The 22935-nt window shown below is 62.7% G+C and carries 21 protein-coding genes and 2 tRNA genes; 18 read left to right on the top strand and 5 right to left on the bottom strand.

Annotated features, from left to right (window positions below; genetic code table 11):
• Positions 1 to 81: 81 nt before the first annotated feature.
• From ACMI1Q_RS02250 to ACMI1Q_RS02195, 12 genes are all read left to right on the top strand, one after another.
• A complete protein-coding gene (locus tag ACMI1Q_RS02250) occupies positions 82 to 546 on the top strand; it encodes an arginine repressor (RefSeq protein ID WP_330058089.1) in 465 nt (154 codons plus the stop codon).
• A gap of 54 nt (positions 547 to 600) precedes the next feature.
• A complete protein-coding gene (argS, locus tag ACMI1Q_RS02245) occupies positions 601 to 2259 on the top strand; it encodes an arginine--tRNA ligase (protein ID WP_419502667.1) in 1659 nt (552 codons plus the stop codon).
• A gap of 47 nt (positions 2260 to 2306) precedes the next feature.
• Positions 2307 to 2383, top strand: a tRNA-Arg gene (locus ACMI1Q_RS02240).
• Between the two features lie 294 nt (positions 2384 to 2677).
• Complete coding sequence (locus tag ACMI1Q_RS02235) at positions 2678 to 5815, top strand: EAL domain-containing protein (protein WP_419502666.1); 3138 nt, start codon at positions 2678 to 2680, stop codon at positions 5813 to 5815.
• Between the two features lie 154 nt (positions 5816 to 5969).
• Positions 5970 to 6911, top strand: coding sequence for a transglutaminase-like domain-containing protein (locus ACMI1Q_RS02230; protein WP_419502665.1), 942 nt, complete (start codon positions 5970 to 5972; stop codon positions 6909 to 6911).
• Positions 6912 to 6960: 49 nt separating this feature from the next.
• Positions 6961 to 8004, top strand: a complete 1044-nt coding sequence (locus ACMI1Q_RS02225) for a type II secretion system F family protein (protein WP_419502664.1) — start codon at positions 6961 to 6963, stop codon at positions 8002 to 8004.
• Positions 8005 to 8016: 12 nt separating this feature from the next.
• Positions 8017 to 8343 (top strand): hypothetical protein, encoded by a 327-nt coding sequence (locus ACMI1Q_RS02220; protein WP_419502663.1) that lies wholly within the window; start codon positions 8017 to 8019, stop codon positions 8341 to 8343.
• 38 nt (positions 8344 to 8381) lie between these two features.
• Complete coding sequence (locus tag ACMI1Q_RS02215; RefSeq protein WP_419502662.1) at positions 8382 to 8849, top strand: DUF4860 domain-containing protein; 468 nt, start codon at positions 8382 to 8384, stop codon at positions 8847 to 8849.
• A complete protein-coding gene (locus ACMI1Q_RS02210) occupies positions 8846 to 9253 on the top strand; it encodes a hypothetical protein (RefSeq protein WP_419502661.1) in 408 nt (135 codons plus the stop codon). The genes ACMI1Q_RS02215 and ACMI1Q_RS02210 overlap by 4 nt, the downstream gene beginning before the upstream one ends.
• Before the next feature lie 24 nt (positions 9254 to 9277).
• Positions 9278 to 9697: a hypothetical protein gene (locus ACMI1Q_RS02205; RefSeq protein ID WP_419502660.1), complete on the top strand. Its 420-nt coding sequence runs from the start codon at positions 9278 to 9280 to the stop codon at positions 9695 to 9697.
• A gap of 21 nt (positions 9698 to 9718) precedes the next feature.
• Complete coding sequence (locus ACMI1Q_RS02200) at positions 9719 to 10789, top strand: PilT/PilU family type 4a pilus ATPase (protein WP_177522364.1); 1071 nt, start codon at positions 9719 to 9721, stop codon at positions 10787 to 10789.
• Between the two features lie 23 nt (positions 10790 to 10812).
• Complete coding sequence (locus ACMI1Q_RS02195) at positions 10813 to 12021, top strand: AfsR/SARP family transcriptional regulator (protein WP_419502659.1); 1209 nt, start codon at positions 10813 to 10815, stop codon at positions 12019 to 12021.
• Between the two features lie 795 nt (positions 12022 to 12816).
• On the opposite strand, the gene ACMI1Q_RS02190 is transcribed toward ACMI1Q_RS02195, so the two are convergent.
• Positions 12817 to 13833, bottom strand: a complete 1017-nt coding sequence (locus ACMI1Q_RS02190) for a hypothetical protein (protein WP_419502658.1) — start codon at positions 13831 to 13833, stop codon at positions 12817 to 12819.
• Between ACMI1Q_RS02190 and ACMI1Q_RS02185 the strand changes: the two genes are divergently transcribed.
• Positions 13834 to 15507 carry a hypothetical protein gene (locus ACMI1Q_RS02185; RefSeq protein ID WP_419502657.1) on the top strand — a complete coding sequence of 558 codons (1674 nt, stop codon included), beginning with the start codon at positions 13834 to 13836 and terminating at the stop codon, positions 15505 to 15507. It abuts the gene before it with no gap.
• Positions 15508 to 15727: 220 nt separating this feature from the next.
• Here ACMI1Q_RS02185 and ACMI1Q_RS02180 read toward each other — a convergent pair.
• Positions 15728 to 15804, bottom strand: a tRNA-Arg gene (locus ACMI1Q_RS02180).
• 261 nt (positions 15805 to 16065) lie between these two features.
• On the opposite strand from ACMI1Q_RS02180, the gene ACMI1Q_RS02175 reads away from it, so the two are divergent.
• Positions 16066 to 16572 (top strand): hypothetical protein, encoded by a 507-nt coding sequence (locus ACMI1Q_RS02175; protein WP_419502656.1) that lies wholly within the window; start codon positions 16066 to 16068, stop codon positions 16570 to 16572.
• 58 nt (positions 16573 to 16630) lie between these two features.
• On the opposite strand, the gene ACMI1Q_RS02170 is transcribed toward ACMI1Q_RS02175, so the two are convergent.
• Together ACMI1Q_RS02170 and ACMI1Q_RS02165 are read right to left on the bottom strand one after the other, a co-directional pair.
• Positions 16631 to 18013 (bottom strand): MATE family efflux transporter, encoded by a 1383-nt coding sequence (locus ACMI1Q_RS02170; protein WP_419502655.1) that lies wholly within the window; start codon positions 18011 to 18013, stop codon positions 16631 to 16633.
• Positions 18014 to 18127: 114 nt separating this feature from the next.
• Positions 18128 to 18784: a Crp/Fnr family transcriptional regulator gene (locus tag ACMI1Q_RS02165; protein WP_419502654.1), complete on the bottom strand. Its 657-nt coding sequence runs from the start codon at positions 18782 to 18784 to the stop codon at positions 18128 to 18130.
• Positions 18785 to 18873: 89 nt separating this feature from the next.
• Here ACMI1Q_RS02165 and ACMI1Q_RS02160 point away from each other — a divergent pair, with 89 nt between their 5' ends.
• Positions 18874 to 19572, top strand: a complete 699-nt coding sequence (locus ACMI1Q_RS02160; protein ID WP_419502653.1) for an ATP-binding protein — start codon at positions 18874 to 18876, stop codon at positions 19570 to 19572.
• A 106-nt stretch (positions 19573 to 19678) separates the two neighbouring features.
• Here the strand turns inward: ACMI1Q_RS02160 and ACMI1Q_RS02155 are convergent, their stop codons facing one another.
• On the bottom strand, positions 19679 to 20560 hold the full coding sequence (locus tag ACMI1Q_RS02155) for a LysR family transcriptional regulator (protein WP_419502652.1): 882 nt from the start codon (positions 20558 to 20560) through the stop codon (positions 19679 to 19681).
• A 149-nt stretch (positions 20561 to 20709) separates the two neighbouring features.
• On the opposite strand from ACMI1Q_RS02155, the gene ACMI1Q_RS02150 reads away from it, so the two are divergent.
• From ACMI1Q_RS02150 to ACMI1Q_RS02140, 3 genes are read left to right on the top strand one after another with little or no spacing between them, the layout of a single operon-like run.
• Positions 20710 to 20988, top strand: a complete 279-nt coding sequence (locus tag ACMI1Q_RS02150) for a hypothetical protein (protein WP_330055713.1) — start codon at positions 20710 to 20712, stop codon at positions 20986 to 20988.
• Positions 20989 to 20990: 2 nt separating this feature from the next.
• Complete coding sequence (locus tag ACMI1Q_RS02145; RefSeq protein ID WP_419502651.1) at positions 20991 to 22157, top strand: iron-containing alcohol dehydrogenase; 1167 nt, start codon at positions 20991 to 20993, stop codon at positions 22155 to 22157.
• 16 nt (positions 22158 to 22173) lie between these two features.
• Positions 22174 to 22923, top strand: a complete 750-nt coding sequence (locus ACMI1Q_RS02140) for a carboxymuconolactone decarboxylase family protein (RefSeq protein ID WP_419502650.1) — start codon at positions 22174 to 22176, stop codon at positions 22921 to 22923.
• Positions 22924 to 22935 lie beyond the last annotated feature (12 nt).

The raw sequence follows: 22935 nt of genomic DNA, 5'->3' as shown, positions 1-22935 counted from the left end.
GATAATCTATATCGAACGAGTGCATTTCTTGCAATGGTCCATCGTTGACCTGGCCGCGAGAGAAGGCCGTGGAGGTACCCCATGAGGGAAGAACGCCAGAAAATGATACTGGAACTGATCCTCACGCAGCCCGTGGAGACCCAGCAGCAGCTGATGGAGCTCCTGCGGCAGCGGGGGTTCCACTGTACCCAGGCCACCCTGTCCCGGGACATCCGGGCTCTGCATTTGTATAAATCCAGCGTACCGGGCGGCGCGTCCCGCTATGCGGTCAATGCGCTGGACGCCGTCAGCGAGAACAAAGACAAGCTGACGAGCATCGCCCGTCTGGGCATCTGTTCCTTTGACAAGGTCGACAATTTCATCGTGATCAAGACCCTTCCGGGCATGGCCAAAGCGATCTGCACCTGTGTGGATGTGCTGGACGACAGCGAGCGCCTGGTGGGCCGCGTGCCCGGCAACAACACGGTGCTGGTGGTCATGCGAGGTCCGCAGGAAGCGGACGACATGTGCAAAACGCTGGAAGAACTGGTGGCAAGAAAGGCCTGAGCCTTTCCCGCCCCGGATATCGCAAACTCGTTCATTTGGGAGGAAAGTACCTGTATGAGCAATTTCGAAGGAAAAATCTATGACGTTACCAAACAGGCCGTGAAGGAAGTCTACGGCCTGGACGTGGGTCCCGACACCCTGGTGGTGGAAGTTCCCCGCAACAAGGACAATGGCGACTACGCCACCGGCGTTGCCATGAAGCTGGCCCGCGAGCTGCACAAGAACCCTGTGGAGATCGCCGAGGCCATTGCGGCAAAGCTGCGCGAGCTGCTGCCCGAGGCCGAGTCCGTCATGGTGGCGAAGCCCGGCTTCATCAACTTCAAGCTGAGCAGCGAGGCGCTGACCAGCCTGATCAACCAGGTCCTGGACCAGGGCGACAACTACGGCCAGAACGAATCCGGCAAGGGCGTGCGCATCCTGGTGGAATGGGTGTCCGCCAACCCCACCGGCGACCTGCACTGCGGCCATGCCCGCAACGCCGCCTGGGGCGACTCCATCTGCCGCCTGCTGGAAAAGAGCGGCTACGACGTGCTGCGTGAGTTCTATGTGAACGACGCCGGCAACCAGATCGTCATGCTGGGCGAGTCCCTGGTGTCTCGTTACTTCGAGTACTTCGGCAAGGAGTACCCCCTGCCCGAGAACGGCTACCACGCCGACGACGTGAAGCAGATCGCCCAGGACATCGCCAAAGAAGACGGCGACAAGTGGCTGACCGCCGACGCCAACGAGCGCCTGCACTACTTCATGCAGCAGGGCATCGACCGCGAGCTGGCCAAGATCGACCGCGACCTGAAGCTCTACCGCGTGAACATCACCTCCTGGATGCACGAGACCTTCTTCTATCAGAACGATATGAAGCGCATCAAGGACTGCCTGAAGATGATGGACGACAAGGGCCTGCTGTACGAGAAGGACGGCGCTCTGTGGTTCAAGAGCACCGACTACGGCGACGACAAGGACCGCGTGCTGCGCAAGAGCGACGGCACCCTGTCCTACCTCACCCCGGACATCGCCAACCACGTCTACAAGATGGAGCGCGGCTACCCTGTCATGGTCGACCTGTGGGGCGCTGACCACCACTCCTATGTGACCCGTATGCAGGCGGCCCTCACCGCTCTGGGCTATCCCAAGGGCACCCTGTCCGTGGAGCTCATCCAGATGGTCCGCATGGTGGAGAACGGCGTCGAGGTCAAGATGAGCAAGCGTACCGGCAACGCCATCACCCTGCGCGAGCTGTGCGAGGACGTGGGCGTGGATGCCGCCCGCTGGTTCTTTGTCTCCAAGGACATCACCACCCAGATGGACTTCGACATCAAGCAGGCTTCCGCCAAGAACTACGACAACCCCGTCTACTACGCGCAGTACGCCCACTCCCGTATGTGCTCCATCCTGCGCAACCCGGAGATCCCCGAGTTCCATCGCGAGGACAGCTATGACCGGCTGACCAACGAGAAGGAGCTGCAGCTGCTGAAGATGATCGGCGAGTTCCCCGGCGCCGTGGCCAAGGCTGCCAAGACCCGCAAGCCCAACACCATTGCGGAGTACATCCTGTCTCTGGTGAAGCTGTACCACAGCTACTACAACGTGGTGCATGTGAACAACCCTGACGACCCCGAGCTGACCAACCAGCGCCTGGGCCTGGTCCTCGCCCTGAAGACCACCCTGCGCAATGCTTTGGATCTGCTGGGCGTCGATGCTCCCCAGTCCATGTAACAACCAAAAACAGAGCGCTCCGCCAAGGAGCGGGGCGCTCTTTCCATGCGTCCGTAGCTCAGTTGGATAGAGCGTTCGGCTCCGACCCGGAAGGCCGCTGGTTCGAATCCAGTCGGGCGCACCAAGGTCGCCGCAAGCTTGTGAATCGCTTGCGGCGACCTTTTTGTGAAAAGCCGCGGACACGCCTGTTCCGCCGCGGTCCGCCCCTGCCCGCGCGGGGGCGGCGGGCGGGGAGCCGGGTGCTGTTCCGTTCAAAAAGCTCAGCCGGCCGGCTGGGCTTTTCTCATGCGTCATCGCCGTTCGCGCTGTGCCGCGGGCGGGGAGAGATGTTGTCATAAAAGGCTTTGTGTGCTAAAATAAGAAATAATTGCAGAATTGACGCGGGCGGCATTGCCCGCACCGCGGGATGGTGAAGAGGATGAAACACGAACAGACCATCAATCAGTACCGTAAGGGCATGCTCCTGACGATGCTGGGTCTGAGCATCGCGATCCTGGTGACCGGCACGCTGTTCCTGATGAACGGCTTCGCGATCCAGAATGCCACCGAGCAGCGCACCCAGAACTGGCTGCTGGATGTTTCGGACCAGATCGCGACCCTGGTGGACAGCCGCCTTTCCCAGTCGATGGAAAGCATGAACATCATCCGGGACAGCGCCGTGCTTCTGGACGAGGAGGCGCTGCCGGAATTTTTGGCGCGCAAGGCGTCGGTGTCCGGATTTGACGAGCTGTATCTGGCGGCCAATGCGGAGGAAGCCAAGGCGTGGATCAGGGAGCGCTGTTCCTCGCTGGCGGGCGACGATATGGTGCATGCCGGCACCACCCAGCTGATCATGTCCCGCGAGCCGGAACTGGGCGTCTACTACTCCGCCGGCGAGACGACGGGGGACCAGGTGCTGCTGGGCGTCAAGAACGCCAGCCTGCTCACCAGCATGCTCTCCACCCAGAGCTTCAACGGCGAGGGCACGTCCAGGGTCATCACCCGGGACGGCGAACTGCTGGCCGCCGGCGAAAGCAATGAACTGTCCACCCTTCTTCGGGATACCTGGCTGAACGGCACGGAAGAGGAGCGCGCCCAGTTCGGCCAGATGTATGATGACATCCACGCGGGCCGGCCCGGCGTGGCAAGGATCGAAAAAGGCGGCGCGGCGGTGCTGGTGAGCTACATCCCGCTGGTGGCCAACGACTGGTATGTGCTCACCATCATTCCCGCAGACCTGCTGGGCAAGACCATCGACCCGCTGGTGACCGAGAACCTTTGGCTCACCCTGCTGCTGGGCGTCGTGTTCGGCGGCGTGCTCATCGCCATGACCATCCTGCGCCGCCGCTATCAGTCCAGCCTGGAGTACATGGCCTTCGTGGACCCCCTCACCGGCGGCAAGAGCGACGCCCGTTTCCGCTACGACGCGGCGGCGCTGCTGGAAAAGAGCAGCGACTACACCCTTGTCTCCGCGGACATGCAGGGCTTCAAGCTGGTGAACAACATCTATGGCATCGAAGAGGGCAACCGCACCCTGCGCTATCTCTACAACACGCTGAAAAGCTGCCTGCGCCCGGGCGAGCTTATCACCCACGCCTCCGCCGACCTGTTCTATATGCTGCTGGAGGGGCATGACAAGGAAGAGATCGTGCAGCGGCTGCAGGAGATGTATAAGAAAGCCAACGCATTCAACGCGAACCGGGAAAACCCCTATTATCTGGAGCTTCGCTTCGGCGCGGATACGGCCCGGCCCGGCGAGACCGACGTGACTGCCATGGAAGAGCGCAGCAGCACCGCGCGCAAGATTGGCGATAAGATGCACGGGGGCTGCACCTTCTACGACGCCGCCTGGCAGCAGGCCCAGCTGGAAGAAAAAGAAACGATCAACTGGCTGGACACCTCGCTGCGGGCCGGCGACTTCAAGGTGTATTACCAGCCCAAGGTCCGCCTGGAGGACCGGCGGGTCTCCGGCGCCGAGGCGCTCATCCGCTGGCAGCACCCCAAGCGGGGCATGCTCTCCCCGTCGGTGTTCATCCCGATGCTGGAAAAGTACCGCTTCGTCACCAGCGTCGACCAGTTCGTCTTTGAACAGGTCTGCCGCGACCTGGCCCGCTGGAAACAGCAGGGCAGGGAACTGTGCGCGGTGTCGGTGAATCTCTCCCGCCAGAACCTGGGCTCCCCGGACTTTTTAGAAAAATATCAGACCATCCGCGACAAATACAAGGTGGACCGGGGCCTCATCGAGTTCGAGCTCACCGAGACCATCCTGCTGGACGACCCCCAGGGCGTGCGCCAGCTCATCGACCGGATGCACGAGGCGGGCTTCGGCTGCTCGCTGGACGACTTCGGCTCCGGCTACTCTTCGCTGGGCCTGCTCAATCAGCTGAATGTGGACGCCATCAAGCTGGACCGCAGCTTCTTTGTGGGCGACAACGACTCGCACCGGGGCCGCTGCGTGGTGGAATCCATCATGAAGATGGCCGGCAAGCTGCACATCAACACCGTGGCCGAGGGCGTGGAGAACATGGAACAGGTGCGTCACCTGCGCCATGCCGCCTGCGACACCGTGCAGGGGTATGTGTTCTTCCGGCCCATGCCGGTGGAGGAATTTGAGAACGCCGGCTGGGAAAACGGGCGGCTGAGCTGCGTGGCCCCCGAGGGCGCACTGCTCTCCCCCCAGGCGGCCGAGTGGGCCGAGGACAAGAAACGGGGCAGCATCGTTACGTTCCAGTACCGCCCGGACACGGGCAGTATCCGCTTCTCAGCGGCTTTCTCGCCGGTGATGGAGGGAAGAACGGAATTCCCCGACGCCATTGCCTTTTTGCGCAGTTCGGGCCTCCTGAACGAAAACGACGAAGAGGACTTCCTGGACATGGTGGGCCGCTGCGCCCGGGACGAGATCCCCTGGGTGGAGGGCACGGTGCGCATCTGCGTGTCTGACGGCGGATACGAGTGGATGGAGCTGCACCTGCAGCGGGAGGAAAGCAAGAACGGCGCGGTGATCGAAGGCGTTCTGGTGAACACCGCGAACTGGCGCAACGAGCTGGACCGCTGGAAGGAGCAGGCCAACCGGGACGGCCTGACCGGCCTGTACAACCGCACCTACTTCGAGCACAATGTCCACGAGCGGCTCACGAAGGGCAAACTCACCTGCGGAGCGCTGATCTTCATCGACGTGGACGACTTCAAAAAGGCCAACGACGCTTTGGGCCACATGGTGGGCGACGACATCCTGCGCTGCATTGCCCAGCGCATCCAGAGCGTGTTCCGCCACTCCGACGTGGTGGCCCGCTTTGGCGGCGACGAGTTCGTGGTGTTCGTCTCCAACGTGACCCGCGAAGTGCTGGAAAACCGCCTGGAGCGCCTTTGCAACATGTTCCGCAACCCCTACCGCAACGGGGACATCCATTACCAGATCATGGGCAGCATCGGCGCATCCCTCTTCCCGGAGCACGGCAGCGACTATGACGCTCTGCTGGCCAACGCGGACGCGGCCCTCTATGAGGCCAAACGCCGGGGCAAAAATCAGTACCGCATTTTCCACGGAGAAGGTCCGGGAGCAACGTCCCATACGTGATGTGTTTAGGCTCTGCCGGGCGGAGCAGGCTCGCCGCAGCGCGGCGGGCCTGCTTACATATACTTTACTTTACTTTTCACACAGGGCCGATATAATTAACATTAGAGTGAGCGCGCGGGGCGGGATGTGCCCCGCAGAAAAAGGGGGGAAGGGGATGCAGCGTCGATGGCTCTGCGCGCTGCTGGCGGTCTGCGTGCTGTTTTCCGCCTGCGGCGCGGGCGAAGGCAGCGCCCCGGCCCCGTCCACCCCGGCCCAGAGCACGGCGGTGTCGGAAGAACAGGCCGGCGGAGGCTATCAGGCCCCGCCCATGGCCGAGTCGGCCTTTGACGCGGCTGCCGCCACCGGCGAAAACGACTGCCTGCTGGACACCAGCCATCTGGCCCAGGGCTATGTGGCAGTGAGCGCCGTGAGCGAAAAACGCCTGAAATTCCAGGTGGTGTTCGGCGACGTGAAATACAACTACGACCTGCCCGGCGACGGCACCCCCATCGTCTGTCCGCTGCAAAGCGGCGACGGGGAATATACCTTCCGGGTGATGGAGAACGTGGCCGACACCCAATACAGCGAAAAGTACGCCCGCACCGAGCAGGTGCAGCTGGCCAGCGAACTGGAGCCGTTCCTGCGGCCCAGCTGTTATGTGAACTACGCCGCCGGCGACGACTGTGTGGCGCTGGCCGGGCAGCTGGCGGCGGGCGCGGCGGACGAGGCGGGCATGGTGTCCGCCGTCTATGCCTACATCGTGGACCACATCGCCTACGACACCCCCAAGGCCGAGACCATCGGCACGGGCTATCTCTCCGACGCGGATGAGACCCTGGCCACCGGCAAGGGCATCTGCATCGACTACGCGGTGCTGGCCGCGGCCATGCTCCGCAGCCAGGGTGTGCCTACCAAGGTCATCACCGGTTATGTGGCCCCCAACGACCTCTATCATGCCTGGAACATGATCTGGCTGGAGGAGGCCGGCTGGATCACCGTCAAGATCGAGGTGGACCGCAAGACCTGGACCCGGGTGGACCTGACCTTCGCCGCGGGCGGCGCCGACGCGGAATTCATCGGCGACGGCAGCAACTACCGGGAGTACAAGACCTATTGACCGCGGGCCCCGTGGCCGGCGCGCATCGTATGGGAAAGGAAGAGGCATCATGGCAAAACGGGAACTTGACGCGCTGGCGGTGAGCGCCCTGTGCGAGAATATGGCGCTGCTGCTGGGCGCGGGCATCCAGCTGGACGAGGCCGCCGGCCTGCTCAGCGAGGACAGCGCGGCGGGCCCCTTCAGGGAGGCCGCCCGCACCATGCAGAAGGCGCTGCTGCTGGGCGAGAGCCTGTCCTCTGCGGTGGAACAGACCGGCGCGCTGCCCGGCTACGCCGTGCGCATGATCGCAGCCGGCGAAAAGGCGGGCCGCACCGAGGCGGTGCTGAACAGCCTCGCCCGGTATTACGCGTCTCAGGCGCGCCTGCAAAAGAAACTGCGCAGCGCCGTGGTCTATCCCGCGGTGCTGCTGGGCCTGATGGCGGCCATCCTGGCGGTGCTGCTGGCCTGGGTGCTGCCGGTGTTCACCGGCGTGTACGAGGGCCTTGTGGGCGACATCGCCACCAGCAGCTACGGCTATATCCGTCTGGCCTACTGGGTGGGCGGCGTGGCGCTGGCGGTCACGCTGGTGCTGGCCGTCCTGGTGGCGGCGGGGGCCGTCCTGGGCCGCACCGCCGCGGGCCGCGCCCGGTTGAGCCATGTGTTCCAGCGGCTGCCCCTCACCGCCGCGGCCAGCCGCAAGCTGGCGGTGGCACGCCTTGCGGGCGTGCTGGACATCTTCATCGCCAGCGGCCTGGACGCCGACACTGCCATGGAGGCCGCCGAGGGAATGGTGGACCACACCGGCCTGCACGCGGCCATCACCGCCGCCCGGGGCCAGATGGCCCAGGGCTCCGGCCTTGCCACGGCGGTGCACGACCAAAAGCTTTTTGAGCCCCTGTATGCCCGGATGCTGCTCAGCGGCGAGCGCAGCGGCAAGACCGAGCAGGTGCTCGCCCGCCTCACCAGCCTGTTCACCCAGGACGCGGACGACGAGCTGGACCGGGTGGTGGACATGGTGGAGCCGGCGATCTCGGCCTTCCTCACCGTGGCGGTGGGCATCACCCTGCTGTCGGTGATGCTGCCGCTCATCGGCATCCTCGGCACGGTGGGATAAGGAGGCGCTTCCATGTATCACGACCGAACGCCTCTTGCCCGCGGCAGGCTGCTGCTGCGTGTGCTGCTGGCGCTGGTGCTGGCAGCGGCGCTGGCTCTGGGCTGCGCCTGGGGCCTGGGCCGCGTGGACGTCGACCTGGACGGCCAGGGCGCCGCGGCGCTGAGAAACGCCGTGCTGCGCAGCGCCGTCCAGTGCTACGCGGTGGAGGGCTATTACCCCCAGGACCTGGATTATCTCACCGACCATTACGGCCTGCAGATCAACCACGACCGCTACATCGTGGTCTATGAGGCGTTCGCCTCTAATCTGCCGCCGGAGGTCACCGTGCTGCAAAAATGACCGGCCTCACAGGCCGCTGAGTGAAAGGAGGGCATCCCATGCATCGTTCGTCCGGCCGGGCAACACCGGCGTTTTCCCTGGCGCTGTTCGTGCTGATGCTGGGCTGCATCCTCTGGCTCACCGCCCTGGGAGCCGGGCTTTACGGCAGCCTGGAAGCCAGCCGGACCGCCAACGAGCAGACGCGGGCGGCGCTGGGCAGCCTTGTGGCCCGGGTGCGCTCGGGCGACGCCGCCGGCACGGTGCGGCTGGACAGCGGCCCCGAAGGGGACATGCTGGTTTTGACCGAACAGGAAAGCGGCTATGAGTTCCGCATCTATCTGGCGGACGGCTGGCTGATGGAGCAGTTCTGCGCCGCCGACGCCGCCACCGACCCGGAGGCCGCCCAGCCGCTGGCCCCGGCGCAGGAGTTCACCGCCCAGTGGGCCAGCCCTGCGCTGCTGCGCCTCACGGTGGACGGAAACACCGCTGACGCGGCGCTGCGCAGCGCCGGGGGAGGTGCGGCATGAACCGGCACAGATCCATGGCTTTTTATGTGGAATGCCTGCTGCTCACGGTGTTCCTGCTGGGGCTGACCACTGTGCTGGCCCAGCTGTTCAGCGCGGCCCGCACGCAGGCGCTGGAGGCCCGCCGCCTCACCGACGCCCAGCGTCTGGCCCAGAATGTGAGCGAAGAATTCTATGCCGCCGCGGATGAGGCGGATTTCCTGCGGCTGGCAGGGCTGGAAGAAACGGACGCCGCGGGGGGCGAGGTGGAGCGCACCGGCCCCAGCGGCGAGTCCTACCGCCTTTCCATGGAGCTGACGGAGCAGCCCCAGACGGCGGGCCGCACCGTCACCCTGCGTCTCGCGGTGCGCACCACTGCGGGCGAGGAGCTCTGCAGCTTTGATTTTGTGCGCTACTGGCCGGACTGACCGGTCGGAAGGGAGGAGGCCCCCATGCGGTATAAAGAACATGCCCATATGCCGGTGCGCTCCGGTGCGCTGACGCTGCTCATCGCGGTGGTGGCGGTGTGTCTGGCGGTGCTGGCGGTGCTGGCTTTCTCCACCGCCCGGGCGGACCTGGCCCTGGCGGAGCGGGCGATGGAGCGCTTTGAGCTGGATGCGGAATGTGAGAATGAGGCTTGGCGCTGGCTTGCCCAGGTGGACACCGCCCTGGCGGAGGGCACGAGCCTGCCCGGCGGCCTTGCGGCGGACGAACAGGGCGTTCTGGAGACCGTGATAGAAGGAGAGGAGGGCCGCCGCCTGACGGTGCGCCTCGTCCTTGCGGAGGACGGCGGCTGGCGCATCGACTCCTGGCAGCTGAGCCAGGAATGGCAGGCGGATGAGAGCCTGGATCTGTGGGACGGCAGTTTTTGACAGAAGGTGAGGAGAGGGAACATGGAGATCACCGACATTCTCAAGCGGGCGCTGGACCTGGGCGCTTCGGACATTTTCGTGGTCGCCGGCCTGCCGCTGACCTATAAGATCAGCGGGCGGCAGCGCCGGGAGGGCGAGCCGCTCATGCCTGAGGACACCGGGGCCGTCGTGGAGGCCATTTATGCCCTCTGCGGCCGGAATATGGCCCGGGTGGCAGCCGGCGACGCGGACGATGACTTCTCCTTTGCCATCCGTGAGATGGGCCGCTTCCGGGCCAGTGTGCTCCACCAGCGCGGGTCGCTGGCGGTGGTGCTGCGGGTCATCCGCTTTGGCCTGCCCGACCCGGCGGCGCTGTCCATCCCTGAAGAAGTGCTGGCCGCCGCCGATCGGATGAAGGGGCTTGTGCTGGTCACCGGCCCGGCGGGCAGCGGCAAATCCACCACGCTGGCCTGCATGATCGACCGCATCAACCACCGGCGCGAGGGCCACATCATCACCATGGAGGACCCCATCGAATACATCCACCGCCACGGCAAGAGCATCGTGACCCAGCGGGAGATCGGCAGCGATTCCCCCAGCTATCTGGCGGCGCTGCGCAGCGCCCTGCGGGAAAGCCCGGACATCATCCTTTTGGGCGAGATGCGGGACCGGGAGACCATCGAGGTGGCCATGACCGCTGCCGAGACCGGCCAGCTGCTGTTCAGCACCCTGCACACCACCGGCGCCGCCAGCACGGTGGACCGCATCGTGGACGTGTTCCCCGCCAGCCAGCAGAATCAGGTGCGCATCCAGCTGAGCATGGTGCTGCAGGCGGTCATCAGCCAGCAGCTGGTGCCCACCGTGGACGGCGGCCAGACAGTGGCCTTTGAGGTGATGTATTCCAACACCGCCATCCGCACCCTCATCCGGGAGGCCAAGTCCCACCAGATCGACGCGGCCATCCAGGCCGGTGCGGCGGAGGGCATGTGCACCATGGACGCCAGCCTTCTGCGGCTGGTGCAGCAGCAGCGCATCACAAAAGAGACCGCGCTCACCTACAGCATCCATTACGAAGCCATGGAAAAACGCCTGGCCGCCCTGGCCGCGCTTTGACCGGGCACGAAGGGGAAACAACGATGAATAACGTGCTTCTTCAAGTGGAAACTCTGGGCGGACTGCGCATCAAAGCAGGGGACAAGGTCCTGCTGGAGCAGGGCGCCCGGATCAACAAGCCTTGGGAACTGCTGATCTTCCTTCTTTTGAACATGGACGATCCGCTCACCAACGAGCAGATCTGCGAGGCTCTCTGGGAAGACGACGAGGTGGCGAACCCCGCCGGCGCGCTGAAAAACGCCGCTTATTCCCTGCGCAAGCACCTGACGGCGGCGGGCCTGCCCGCCGACTGTGTCATGACCCGGGACCGGGAATACTGCTGGAATCCGGCCACGCCGGTGCAGCTGGATGTGAAGACCCTCAATGCCCTGTTCCGCCAGGGCCGGTCGGAAAAAGACCCCGCGCGCCAGCTGGAGCTTTGCCGCGATTTTCTGGAGCAGTACACCGGCGACTTTTTGCCCAGCCTTTCAGGGCGGCGCTGGGTGCTGCCCAAGGCCAGCGCGCTGAGCCAGAAGTATCTGTCGGTGGTGCTGCGTGCCTGCGACCTGCTGCTGGCGGGCGGCGAGCGGAGCAGCGCCCAGGAAGTGCTGGACATCTGCAGCCGGGCCCTGCTGCTGGAGCCCCTCGGTGAGGAGCTGTATCTGCGGCATTTCACCGCCCTCAAGCAGCTGAACATGAAGAACGCCATCCTGAACCATTACCCCATCATTTCCAACATGTTCCTGGACGAGACCGGCGAGGTGCTGGGCCCGGAACTGCAAAGCATTTTCCGCTGGGCCAGCGAGGGCACCAACACGGTGGACGACATCCACCAGATCCAGAAGGACCTGGACGAGGTCACCCGGGACGACCGGCCCATCCGCGGCGCCTATTTCTGCCCCTATGAAGTGTTCAAGCACATGTATCATATGGTGGTGCGCAGCGCCGTGCGGGTGGACAACACAGTGGTCCTGCTGCTGGTGGGGCTGCAGAGCACCGGCGGGCAGGCCATGAGCAAGCAGGAGACCGCCCGTGTGATGCTGCAGCTGCGTGAGATCATCAAGAACACCCTGCGCAAGGGCGACGTGTTCAGCCGTTACAGCCGCAACCAGTATGTGCTGATGCTCTCGGTGCGTCAGCCGGGCGACAGCGGCGTGGTGGCCGAGCGGCTGCTCAAGGGGTGGAAGGCTTCCGGCCTCAGCTCCAGCATGCGCATCGACATCTCTACCGGCCTGCCCGAGCCCATCGTGTGACCGGGCATCGGGCCGGGCCCCGGTCACAAAAAGCAGGCGCCGCCGCAGGGGCATGCTGGGGCGAAATCAAAGGGTCGGCAAACTGCTGATTTTTTGGTTAGTAATTTGACAGAAATTATAAAAAACCACCCGTTTTTTTGCCTCTAAATAAGATTCGTTCCGATTTTCCCCCTTAAAGCCGATTTTTTCACATCCCGCGCAGCTGCGCGGGATTTTTTTGTGACCGGTTTGTGACCGGCGGCTGATATGATGATACCGTAGCGGGCAGTACCCGCTTGTTGTGCTCCCCTTTTTTGGGGAGCCGGCACCGCGCATTGTGTCACCGCGTCCGCCGAAGGGCGCGTTGGAAAAGGAGGATTCTTTATGAAGAAAAAGTCAGGAGCGGCTCAGCGGCTTGTCAGCCTGGTGCTCGCGCTTGGGCTGATCTTCACGCTGGCCCCGGCCAGTGTGTTCGCGGGCGACGAAGTCCCTGCGAGCAGCACTGTCACGGCCATCGCGGATGAAGAGCCTGTTGTGGATACCACCGAGCCCGTGGTGGACAACACTGAGCCCGCTGTGGACGGCACCGAGCCTGTTGTGGATGACAGCGAGCCTGCCGTGGACGGCACTGAGCCCGTTGCGGACGGCACTGAGCCTGTTGCAGACGGCACTGAGCCCGTTGTGGACAGCACCGAGCCTGCTGTGAAAGTGGAGCCTGCACAGCAGAAGACCCTTGCGAAGGCTTCTGCGCCTGCGGTGATGAGCCAGAGTCCGTCGCTTTTGGGCAGCGAAGAATGTACTTATAAAATCGTAGATTCAGTTCTTCCTGTTTATGCGGTTGAAAAAAGACACGCTTTGGACAAGGGCAATTGGATAGACAGTGGAGAACCCATCACGGAATATACTAGATGGATGGCTACTCTCAGTGACCAGATTTATTTCCTTGTGAGTGTGCCTGAGAATCAGGAAATCAACGTCAGCTATTACGAAGATGGAACGCTCGATCCTAACGGTCAGGTTCATGAAATTAAGGACGGAAATATTCCTCTCGCGAATGAGGCGCTGGCAAAAGGACTGACGCACTACTTCGTCTTTTCCGGGCCTAACTACGATGACATTGATATTACTGTCTCTTTTGTGCAGAACGATGCCTATTTCTACCTGCACCGCTATGATGTGGCTGCTGATGAACTGGAAGCTACGGATTTCTACTATATCGGCAAGGGCAAAGTTGACCTGAGCACCGCGGCGAAAGGCATCACTATCACTGAAGGTGTTGACTCGCATATTGCTGCAGGGCCGGACGGTTATAACGATATTGTCTTGAATGATGATGTGAATCAGCGTTATCCGGGCCTGATGACCTACACTTATTCTGCTAATGGCGGTGCGGGCACCTATTCCGTTGCAAAATGGGATACGATCAAAGGCGAGGATGGTGCGACCGAGGCATACCCGAACGAGACGGAACTTGTTGCAAGCGGGACTCCGACCTGGCATGTGGACGGAACAGTTTCTCTTAACAGGCCTGATGCCCAATTTTACGCACAGGTAGAAGGAGACAACACTGCCGTTTATTCCATGGGCTCTGGATATGTGACCTTCAGACAAGTAAAGCCCGGCGATAAAGTCGACCTTGCGCAGATTATCCCCGATAAGGCTTCGGAAAAAGACATTTTGACCGTTCCGGCCAGCTTCCCCGAAATTGAGTATATGGGCCATACCTATACCTATGCCGCACAAGATGAAGGGAAAGCCTACACCTACACAGTTAAAAGTTGGGATGAAGCAGTCGGAGTTTCTGGCGAGAATGGCGGTAAAACCGAGTGGCATGTGAATGGCAAGATCAAACTTAACATCCCGCCGGAGTTCACCGATGAGATGAAGCCCGAAGTGGTGGGCACCACCGTTACCTACGACGGAAATGCGCACGACCTGACCATCAATTACAAGGAAAACTACCCCGGAAAGTACTTCGAAGTGACCTATGAAGTCTGGAACGAGGAGACCAAGACCTGGGACGAGCTTCCCCTTGGGCAGGTGCCCGCGCAGACCGAGGCTGGCAGAATGGATGTGCGGGTGACCTTTGAATACCGCTCCACCGTGGACCCGCATCTTCCCCTGACTGTTGAGGCGTCCATTGTTGTCAAGCCTCGCCCGCTGACCCTGACGGTGTCGGATGCCGCCATCATCGCAGGCAAGACCCCCACCTTCACCGTCATTCCTTCCGCGGAAGGGGCGGATACCGGCCTGCTGACCAGCCTGGGCCATACACTGGTTGATTGGAAGGTCAACGAGAACTACAACAAGGACGTGGCCGGCGAGTACAGCATCACCCTGGATCTTAGTTCCTTGAAAATCGTGGACAAGGATGGGAACGACGTTACCAAGAACTATTCCTTCAATCTTGTTCCCGGCACGCTCACTGTGAAGGCGCTGCTGCCCGCCGATCTGCAGCCCACTGTGGGCAACACCTCCTCCACCTATGACGGCCAGGCCCACGGCCTGTACATCAGCTACCCCGACGGCACCTCCGCCAGCGACTACAAGGTGGAATACCAGATCGCGGGCGGCGCCTGGAGCGAGACCGCTCCCAGCCTGACCAACGTGGATAAGGTGGAGAACGTCAAGGTGCGCTTCACCTCCGGCAATTTCGCCACCTACGAAGCCCCCGGCGAGTACAGCGTGGAAGTCACCAAGCGGGCTCTGACCCTGCGGGTCAACGATGACAAGATCGAAGACGGCGAGCGTATCCCCGCGTTCAGCTACACCATCACCTCCGGCAGCCTCGTCAGCGGCCAGAGCATCACCGGCGTGACCTACGGCGGTTATAAGGATGAGCTGGGCATCTACGATGTCAACATCCTGACCTACAAGATCGTTGCGGGCGCGACCGATGTGACCGGCAACTATGAAGTGACTCTGCTTCCCGGTGTGTTCACCATCGGCACCGCTGGTGGCGGCGGCAGCACCACCCCGACCCCGAATCCGAACCCGAATCCCACCCCTGTGCCCGTGCCGGTGGAGCCCGAGACCCCGGTGACCCCTGTTGCCCCTGTGACTCCGGATGAGGAGGAAGAGGAGCCCGCGGAGGTCGAGGATATCGAAGAGGAGGAGACTCCTCAGGCTTCTCCCGACACGGATGCCGACAAGGAAGAGGATAAGACCGAAAACATCGAGGACGAGGAGACCGCGCAGGCGGGCGCTCCTGGTGAAGGCAACTGGGCTTTGCTCAACCTGATCCTGATGGCGCTCACCGTTGTGGCTGGTCTGGTCATGCTGGCGCTGCGCTTCGCGCGCAAGACCGGTATGGCGCATCTGCTGGGCATCGTTCCCGCGATCGTCGCCCTGGTCGCCTTCTTCGTGACCGAGGACATGAGCCTGCCCATGGCCATGACCGATAAGTGGACCCTCATCATGGCGCTGATCGCCGTGGTGCAGGTGGTGCTGCTCGTGCTGGGCCGCAACGGCGCCCAGGAGGACGACCAGCCCCGTGAGCAGTACTGATGCTGCGCGCAGGTCCTGAAAAACTCTAAGCGATAAAGCCGGGCGGTGTGTCCCCCAAAAGGGGATGCACCGCCCGGCCTCTTTGCAGAAAAAGAAATAAGCCCCCGGGAAATATTTTTCCGGGGGCCTCGTTTTTTGCCGCGGAAGGCGGGGACCATGCCGCGCCCGGTGTCCGCAGAAAATAAAAAATGCCGGAGCAAAGCGTACTTTGCTCCGGCATTGGTGCGGTTGGAGGGGCTCGAACCCCCGACCTATTGGTTCGTAGCCAATCACTCTATCCAACTGAGCTACAACCGCAAAACCTAGTATATTTTATCGTTTTCGGGTGGGTGAAATGGTAATTTTATGCGTGTTTTCTTGTATAAAATCGTAAACAGCCTTTGCGGAGCATGAGAAGAAACGGATGAAAAACTTACGGATTTTGTGCAAAACTTCCTTTGCCAACCGGCGTGCCATCCGCTAAAATAAAAGGCGAGACGTGTGGCATTGAACTGCGTAAATCCAGTTGAATGCCACGCGTCTTTTATTTTTTGCAGCACAGGGAAGGAGTGCGGCGCAATGCCAAAAAACAAGTTTCAGGCGGCGGTTTTCGGCGTCATCATGTCCTACGCCATGGCCATCGGGATGGAGGTCTACAACGTGGCCATGCGGGAGGGCGTGCAGCTCACGCCGGGAGGCCTGAGCAATATGACCAACAGCGTTTTTCTGGGGGCTCTGGAAGAAGCGTGGTACATGGGCCTTTTGGTGGTCCTGTTTTCCAATTTGTGGGGCAACCGGCTGGGGGCGGCCATCGGGGCCCGCTGGTGCGACGCCCGACGGGACTCGCCTGCCTTCTGCCAGCTGATGCGGCAGGCGGGCACCGTGGCGGTGATGTGCCCCACCATGAGTCTGGCGGCCACCATCCTGTTTTACGGGATACTGGGCGGCACGCCTGTGCTTCAGCTGCCCGCCGTCTGGGTGGGCACCGTGCTGAAAAACTTCCCCATGGCCTTTTTCTGGAATATGTTCGCCGCGTCCCCGTTCACCCGCTGGGCCTTCCGGCGGCTCTTTGCGGTCAAAGGCTGACTGCCTTTTGAGGGAAAAAACGCCCTGCCTTCGTCCATGGAGGCAGGGCGCTTTCTGTTTATTGGAACTGCTGGATGTACCGGGCCGAGCGGCGGAACCGCCAGTACACATAGAGGGAGAGCAGAACGGTCAGGCTGTCTGCCACGGTTTGGGACCAGACCAGTCCATACATGCCCACCAGGGCATTCAGCAAAAACAGCATGGGGATGTTCAGCACCAGCCACCGGGTCACGCCCAGGAACAGGGCAATGCGCCCCTGGCCGAAGGCCTGGAAGAGATAGACGGTGAAAAAGCTCAGGAACATCAGCGGCGTGGCCAGCACCCGGATGCGCAAAAATTGCGAGGCCAGCTCCACGGTGCGGGCATCCGCGATGAACAGGTGAGAAAACTGCACGGCGAACAACCCATACAGCAGGATGCTCACCGCAGCCACCGCGAGGCCGGTGCCACGGGCCAGCCGCACAGTGCCCTCCATGCGGCCGCGGTCGCGGGCGGAGTAGTTGTAGGCCACCAAAGGCATCATGCCCTGGCAGATGCCGATGCCCACGTTCAGCGGGAAGCGCTCCACCTTTAGCACGATGCCCACCGCCGCCAGCGCCAGATCGTCGTAGGCCACCATCAGTTTGTCGATGATGACATAGTCCAGGTCAAAGAGGAAGGTGGTGATGGCCGAGGGCACCCCTACACTGAAAATGGCGGAAATGCTCTCCACCCGGGGCATGCCCGCTTTGGGGGAGAAGGTGACGGCGGCGCCACGCCCCATCCGCACCAGGACCACCGCAAAGAAGAGGAAGGCCACGCAGTTGGAAAGACAGGTGGCAAGCCCCGCGCCCAGCACCTCCTGCCCGTCCGGCAGAAGGACGAACATGAACAGCGGGTCCAGGGCGATGTTCAAAACGCCGCCCAGGATGATGCCGGCGCTGGCCTCGCGGGAGAGGCCGATGCTTCGTATCAGGTTGGAAAGCACGTTGGAGAGCACCGTGGGCACGCCGCCGACAACGATGACGCACAGGGCGTACTGCCGGGCGTATTCATAGGTGTTGGCCCCCGCGCCCAGCAGCTGCAGCACCGGCTCCATGAACACCAGAATGCCCACGGCAAACAGCGCCGCCACCGCCAGCCCAAGATACAGCGAGAAGGCGCTCACCCGGCGGGCCTCCTCCTCGTCGCCTTCGCCCAGCAGCCGGGAAATCAGCGAGCCGCCGCCGATGCCCGCAAGGCCTGCCAGACACAGAGTGATGTTGAACACCGGCAGGATGAGGGAGGTCGCCGCCACCATGTAGGGGTTGTTGGTCTGGCCCACAAAAAAGGTGTCGGCCATGTTGTAGATCAGCACGATCAGCTGGCTGGCCACCGCCGGAAGCACCATTTTGGCCAGCGCGGAATGGATGGGGAGGGTGCGGAAAATGTCCTCCCGGGATAAAGTTGCGTTTGACTGCATTGTTTGCACCTGTTGCCCGTGGCCGCCGAAAAACGCCCCGGCGGCCTGTGATGATTTGACGTTAACGATTAATCATAACACAAAACGGCGAAAAATACCATGAAAAGCCGCTTTTCAACGCTCGATGGTGCGGTGCAGCTGAAAGTGATTCTTGCGGAAGGTCAAAATCCCCTCGTTCCGCATGCGGCCCAGCTCTTTGGAGAGGGCGCTGCGCTCCACGTTCAGATAGTCCGCCAGCTGCTGGCGGTCGAAGGGAATGGAAAACTCGGTGGAACCTGCCTGCGCGGCCTGCGCCGAGAGATACATCATCACCCGGCTGCGGATGCCCTTGGCGGAAAGGCAGAACACCCGCCCGGACCAGGCCAGATTTTTCCTGGCAAAAAGCAGCGTCAGGTTGCGCAGCAGCTTGGGGTACCAGGGCTGGGCGCTGTTCGCCTCGTCCAGCAGAGCGGCCAGCCGGATGAACAGTACCCGGCTGGGCTGCACGGCGATGACGTCCGCCATCATGGGCACGCCGCACAGCGCGTAGGTCTCGGCAAAGGCATGCCCGGCGGGGATGCTGTGCAGGATGACCCGGTTGCCCCACAGATCGCCGCTTTCCACATGCACTTCACCCGAAAGCAGCACCCCGAACTCCCCGGTCACATCCCCGGTGCGGAACAGCACCGCCCCTTTTTCAAAATCCGCGGTGCGCACACAGCCCAGCGCCATCATCTCGCCGCACTCTTCGGGCGGAATGCCCCGAAACAGCGCAAGGGAAGAAATTTCCATCCAAAACCCTCCATTTCGTGGTCAAAACCACATACTTGCAAGGATGATCGTACTATACTCAGAGCATAAAAACAAGGAGGTTTTACACCATGATCCGAAAAATCATCCACATCGACCAGGAAAAATGCAACGGCTGCGGCGCCTGCGCCGACGCCTGCCACGAGGGCGCCATCGGTATGGTGGACGGCAAGGCCCGCCTCTTGCGGGACGATTACTGCGACGGCCTGGGCGACTGCCTGCCCGCCTGCCCCACCGGGGCCATCACCTTTGTGGAGCGGGAGGCCGCTGCTTACGACGAGAAGGCGGTGGAGGCCAACCGCAAGGCCAAGGGCATGCCCGCCCCCGGCGGCTGTCCCGGCACCCGGGCCCGACAGATGCACCGGCAGGAGACCGCTGTTCCCGCCGCTGCGGCCGGCCCGGAAATGTCCCAGTTGGGGCAGTGGCCCTGCCAGATCAAACTTGCCCCGGTGAACGCCCCCTGGTTCGACGGGGCGAAGCTGCTGGTGGCGGCGGACTGCGCCGCCTATGCCTATGCGTCCATGCACCGGGATTTCATGCGGGGCAAAATCACCCTCATCGGCTGCCCCAAGCTGGACGGCGTGGATTACAGCGAAAAGCTGACGCAGATCCTGGCGGAAAACGACATCCGGAGCGTCACCGTGGTGCGCATGGAGGTGCCCTGCTGCGGCGGGCTGGAACTGGCGGTGAAAAAGGCCCTGCAGGCCAGCGGCAAGTTCATCCCCTGGCAGGTGGTGACCCTGTCGGTGGACGGCCGGGTGCTGGACTGACCGGGCCCCGAGACGGGGCGGGGGAGGAGCGGCCGCCCGATGGGGCGCCTGCACAAAAACGCGAGGACGATGAAGAGAAAACGGGAGGCCGGCCGGCCTCCCTTTTTTATTCTTTTCCGCTTTCTTCCAGCAGCTCCAGATACTTTTCCGCCGCCCGGGAAAACACCTGGTATTTTTTCCAGATGATGTGCATGCCCGCCTCCCGCCGGGGCTCCAGCGGGCGGAAGCAGAGGGGGCTGTCTTCGCCCAGGTTGATGATGCGGTCCAGGCACAAAGCGCAGCCCATGCCGTCCTCCACCATCAGTGAGCCGTTGAACGCAAGGGTGTAGGTGCCCGCGATGTTCAGTGCGTCCAGCCCCGCGCCGAACCACTCGGGCAGCAGCGGCCCCTTGAGCACCTGCCGGGAGACCAGCAGCGGCTGATGGATGAGGTCCGCGGGGGTCACGGCCTCCTTTTCGGCCAGCGGGTGATCCTTGCGCACCAGCACGCCCCAAACGTCCCGCCAGGGCACCGGAATGGCGTTGTACTTCGAGCGGTCCACATGGTCGAACACCAGGCCGAAGTCGATGAGGCCCTTGTCCAGCAGTTCGCAGACTTCCATGCCGTCGCCGCTGATGATCTGAAAGCGCACTTCGGGATACCGCCGGCGCAGCTCCTGCGCCGCTTTGGTGAGAAAATGCACCCCCACCGTTTCGCCCGCGCCCACGCTCACCTCGCCGGTGAGCACGTCGTCCCCCAGCGAGACCTCCCGCTCGGTCTTTTCCACCAGTTCCAAAATTTCTTCCGCCCGCTTGCGCAGCAGCATCCCCTCGCCGGTGAGCGACACGCTGCGGCTGCCCCGAACCAGCAGCGGCTGGCCCAGTTCCTCTTCCAGCTCGTGGATCTGGCGGGAGAGGGTGGGCTGGGTGATGTGCAGGGCATTGGCCGCATTGGTGATGCTGCCCTCCCGGGCAACGGTGAGAAAATAGCGCAGCAGCCGCAGTTCCATAAGGCAGCGTCCTTTCCGTTTTTCTTTTATTATACCGCGGCCAAGCGATGCCCGCAAGGCATGAAACGGGATACGATATAAGTATTTGCTATTTCACCGCCCCTGGTTTACACTGGAATCAGAGAAAAACCGCAAAGGGGGAGGAGCGAATGGGATGTTCGCAGCCGGAAGGGCAGAAGCCCTGGGCATGCGCCTGCTGCGCCATGGAAGCCGCCGAGCTGGCCCAGACCCTGCGGGACGCGGGCTGCACCGAGGAGGCCGCCGCCGCGCTGATGGCCGACGTCCGGGACTCCCGCCGCCTGCTGGAACTTCTGGCACGGCACCGGGCGGCCCTGCTGGACGAAGTGCATAAAAGCGAAAAGAAAATCGACTGCCTTGACTACCTGATCTATCGCATCAAACAGAATCAACACAAACGGGAGGAATGAACATGCTGGGAAACTTCACCTATTGCAACCCCACCCGGCTGCATTTCGGCGAACAGGCGCTGGAACAGCTGGCGGGCGAACTGAAAGAATACGGCGGCCGGGTGCTGCTGGTCTACGGCGGCGGCTCCATCAAGAAGACCGGCCTTTATGAAAAAGTCACCGCCATCCTGAAAGACTGCGGCAAGGAAGTGTTCGAGGTGCCGGGGGTCATGCCCAACCCCACGGTGGAAAAGCTCTATGAGGGCTGCCGCGCGGCCAAGGAAAACAACGTGGACCTGATTCTGGCGGTGGGCGGCGGCTCGGTGTGCGACTACGCCAAGGCGGTGTCCGTCTCCGCCTGGTGCGAGGAGGACCCCTGGGACAAATATTTCCTGCGCATGGAGGATGTGGCGAACCCCATCATCCCGGTGGGCTGCGTGCTCACCATGGTGGGCACCGGCTCCGAGATGAACGGCGGCGCGGTCATCACCCACCCCGGCCAGAAGCGCAAGATCGGCCATGTGTTCGGCAGCAATGTGATGCCCCGCTTCTCCATCCTGGACCCCACCCTCACCTACACCGTGCCCATGAACCAGATGGTGGCCGGCATCTACGACGCCTTCAACCACATCTGCGAGCAGTACTTCTCCGGCACGGACGACAACACCACCGACTACATCGCCGAAGGGCTGATGCGCTCGCTGGTCGCCAGTTCCCGCGTCGCGCTGCGTCAGCCGGAAAACTACGAGGCCCGCAGCAACATCATGTGGACCGCCACCTGGGCGCTGAACACCCTGCTGGCCATGGGCAAATCCACCGACTGGGAGGTGCACATGATCGGCCAGTCCATCGGCGCCTACACCAACGCCACCCACGGCATGACCCTCTCCGCTGTGTCCCTGGCCTACTACCGCTATATCATGGAGGACGGCCTTGCCAAATTCGGGCGCTTCGCCGTGAACGTCTGGGGCGTGGACCCGGCGGGCAAGAGCGCCAAAGAACTGGCCGAAGCGGGCCTTGCGGCGATGGAGCGCTGGATGGAGGAACTGGGCGTGGCCCTGAACATCCGTCAGCTGGGCGTCACCGAGGATATGCTGGAGGGCATCGCCGACGGCACCTTCCTGATGACCGGCGGCTACCGCGCCCTTACCAGGAACGATGTGCTGAACATCCTGAAAGCAAGCATGTGAAAGGGAGGAACGAAAAATGGCAGTGAAACAGACGGCAGGGCGGGACTCTCTGGGCCGGTTCGCCCCGGAGTTCGCCCATCTGAACGACGATGTGCTGTTCGGCGAGGTGTGGAGCAGGGAGGACGCCCTCAGCCTGCGGGACCGCTCCCTCGTCACGGTGGTGTCGCTGATGGCCCAGGGGCTGGTGGATGAGTCCTTCCGCTATCACCTGACCACGGCGAAGCAGAACGGCATCACCCGCACCGAGATCGCCGAAATTCTCACCCACGCGGCCTTCTACGCCGGCTGGCCCAAGGCGTGGGCGGCCTTCCGCATGGCGAAGGACGTGTGGGCCGAAGAGGAGAGCGGCGACGAAAAGGCCCGCCATCAGAGCGAGATGGTGTTCCCCATCGGCGCGCCCAACGACGCCTACGCCCGGTACTTTGTGGGCCAGAGCTACCTTGCGTCCCTCTCCTCCAGCCAGGTGGGGGTGTGCAACGTCACCTTCGAGCCGGGCTGCCGCAACAACTGGCACATCCACCACGCAAAGAGCGGCGGCGGCCAGATCTTGGTCTGCGTGGCCGGCCGCGGCTGGTACCAGGAGGAGGGCAAGCCCGCCCGGGCGCTGTACCCCGGCGACGTGGTGAACATCCCCGCTGAGGTGAAGCACTGGCACGGCGCCGCGGCGGACAGTTGGTTCTCCCATCTGGCGCTGGAGGTGCCCGGCGAGGAAACGAACAACGAGTGGTGCGAACCGGTGAGCGACGCCGAGTACGCCGCACTTTGACAAAAGGAGGAA

Origin of the sequence: Candidatus Allofournierella excrementavium (genome assembly GCF_048526665.1) — a bacterium.
Classification (GTDB): Bacteria; Bacillota; Clostridia; order Oscillospirales; family Ruminococcaceae; genus Allofournierella_A; species Allofournierella_A excrementavium.
The sequence above is the reverse complement of the archived record's forward strand: the minus strand, read 5'-3'. Positions and strand labels throughout refer to the sequence as shown.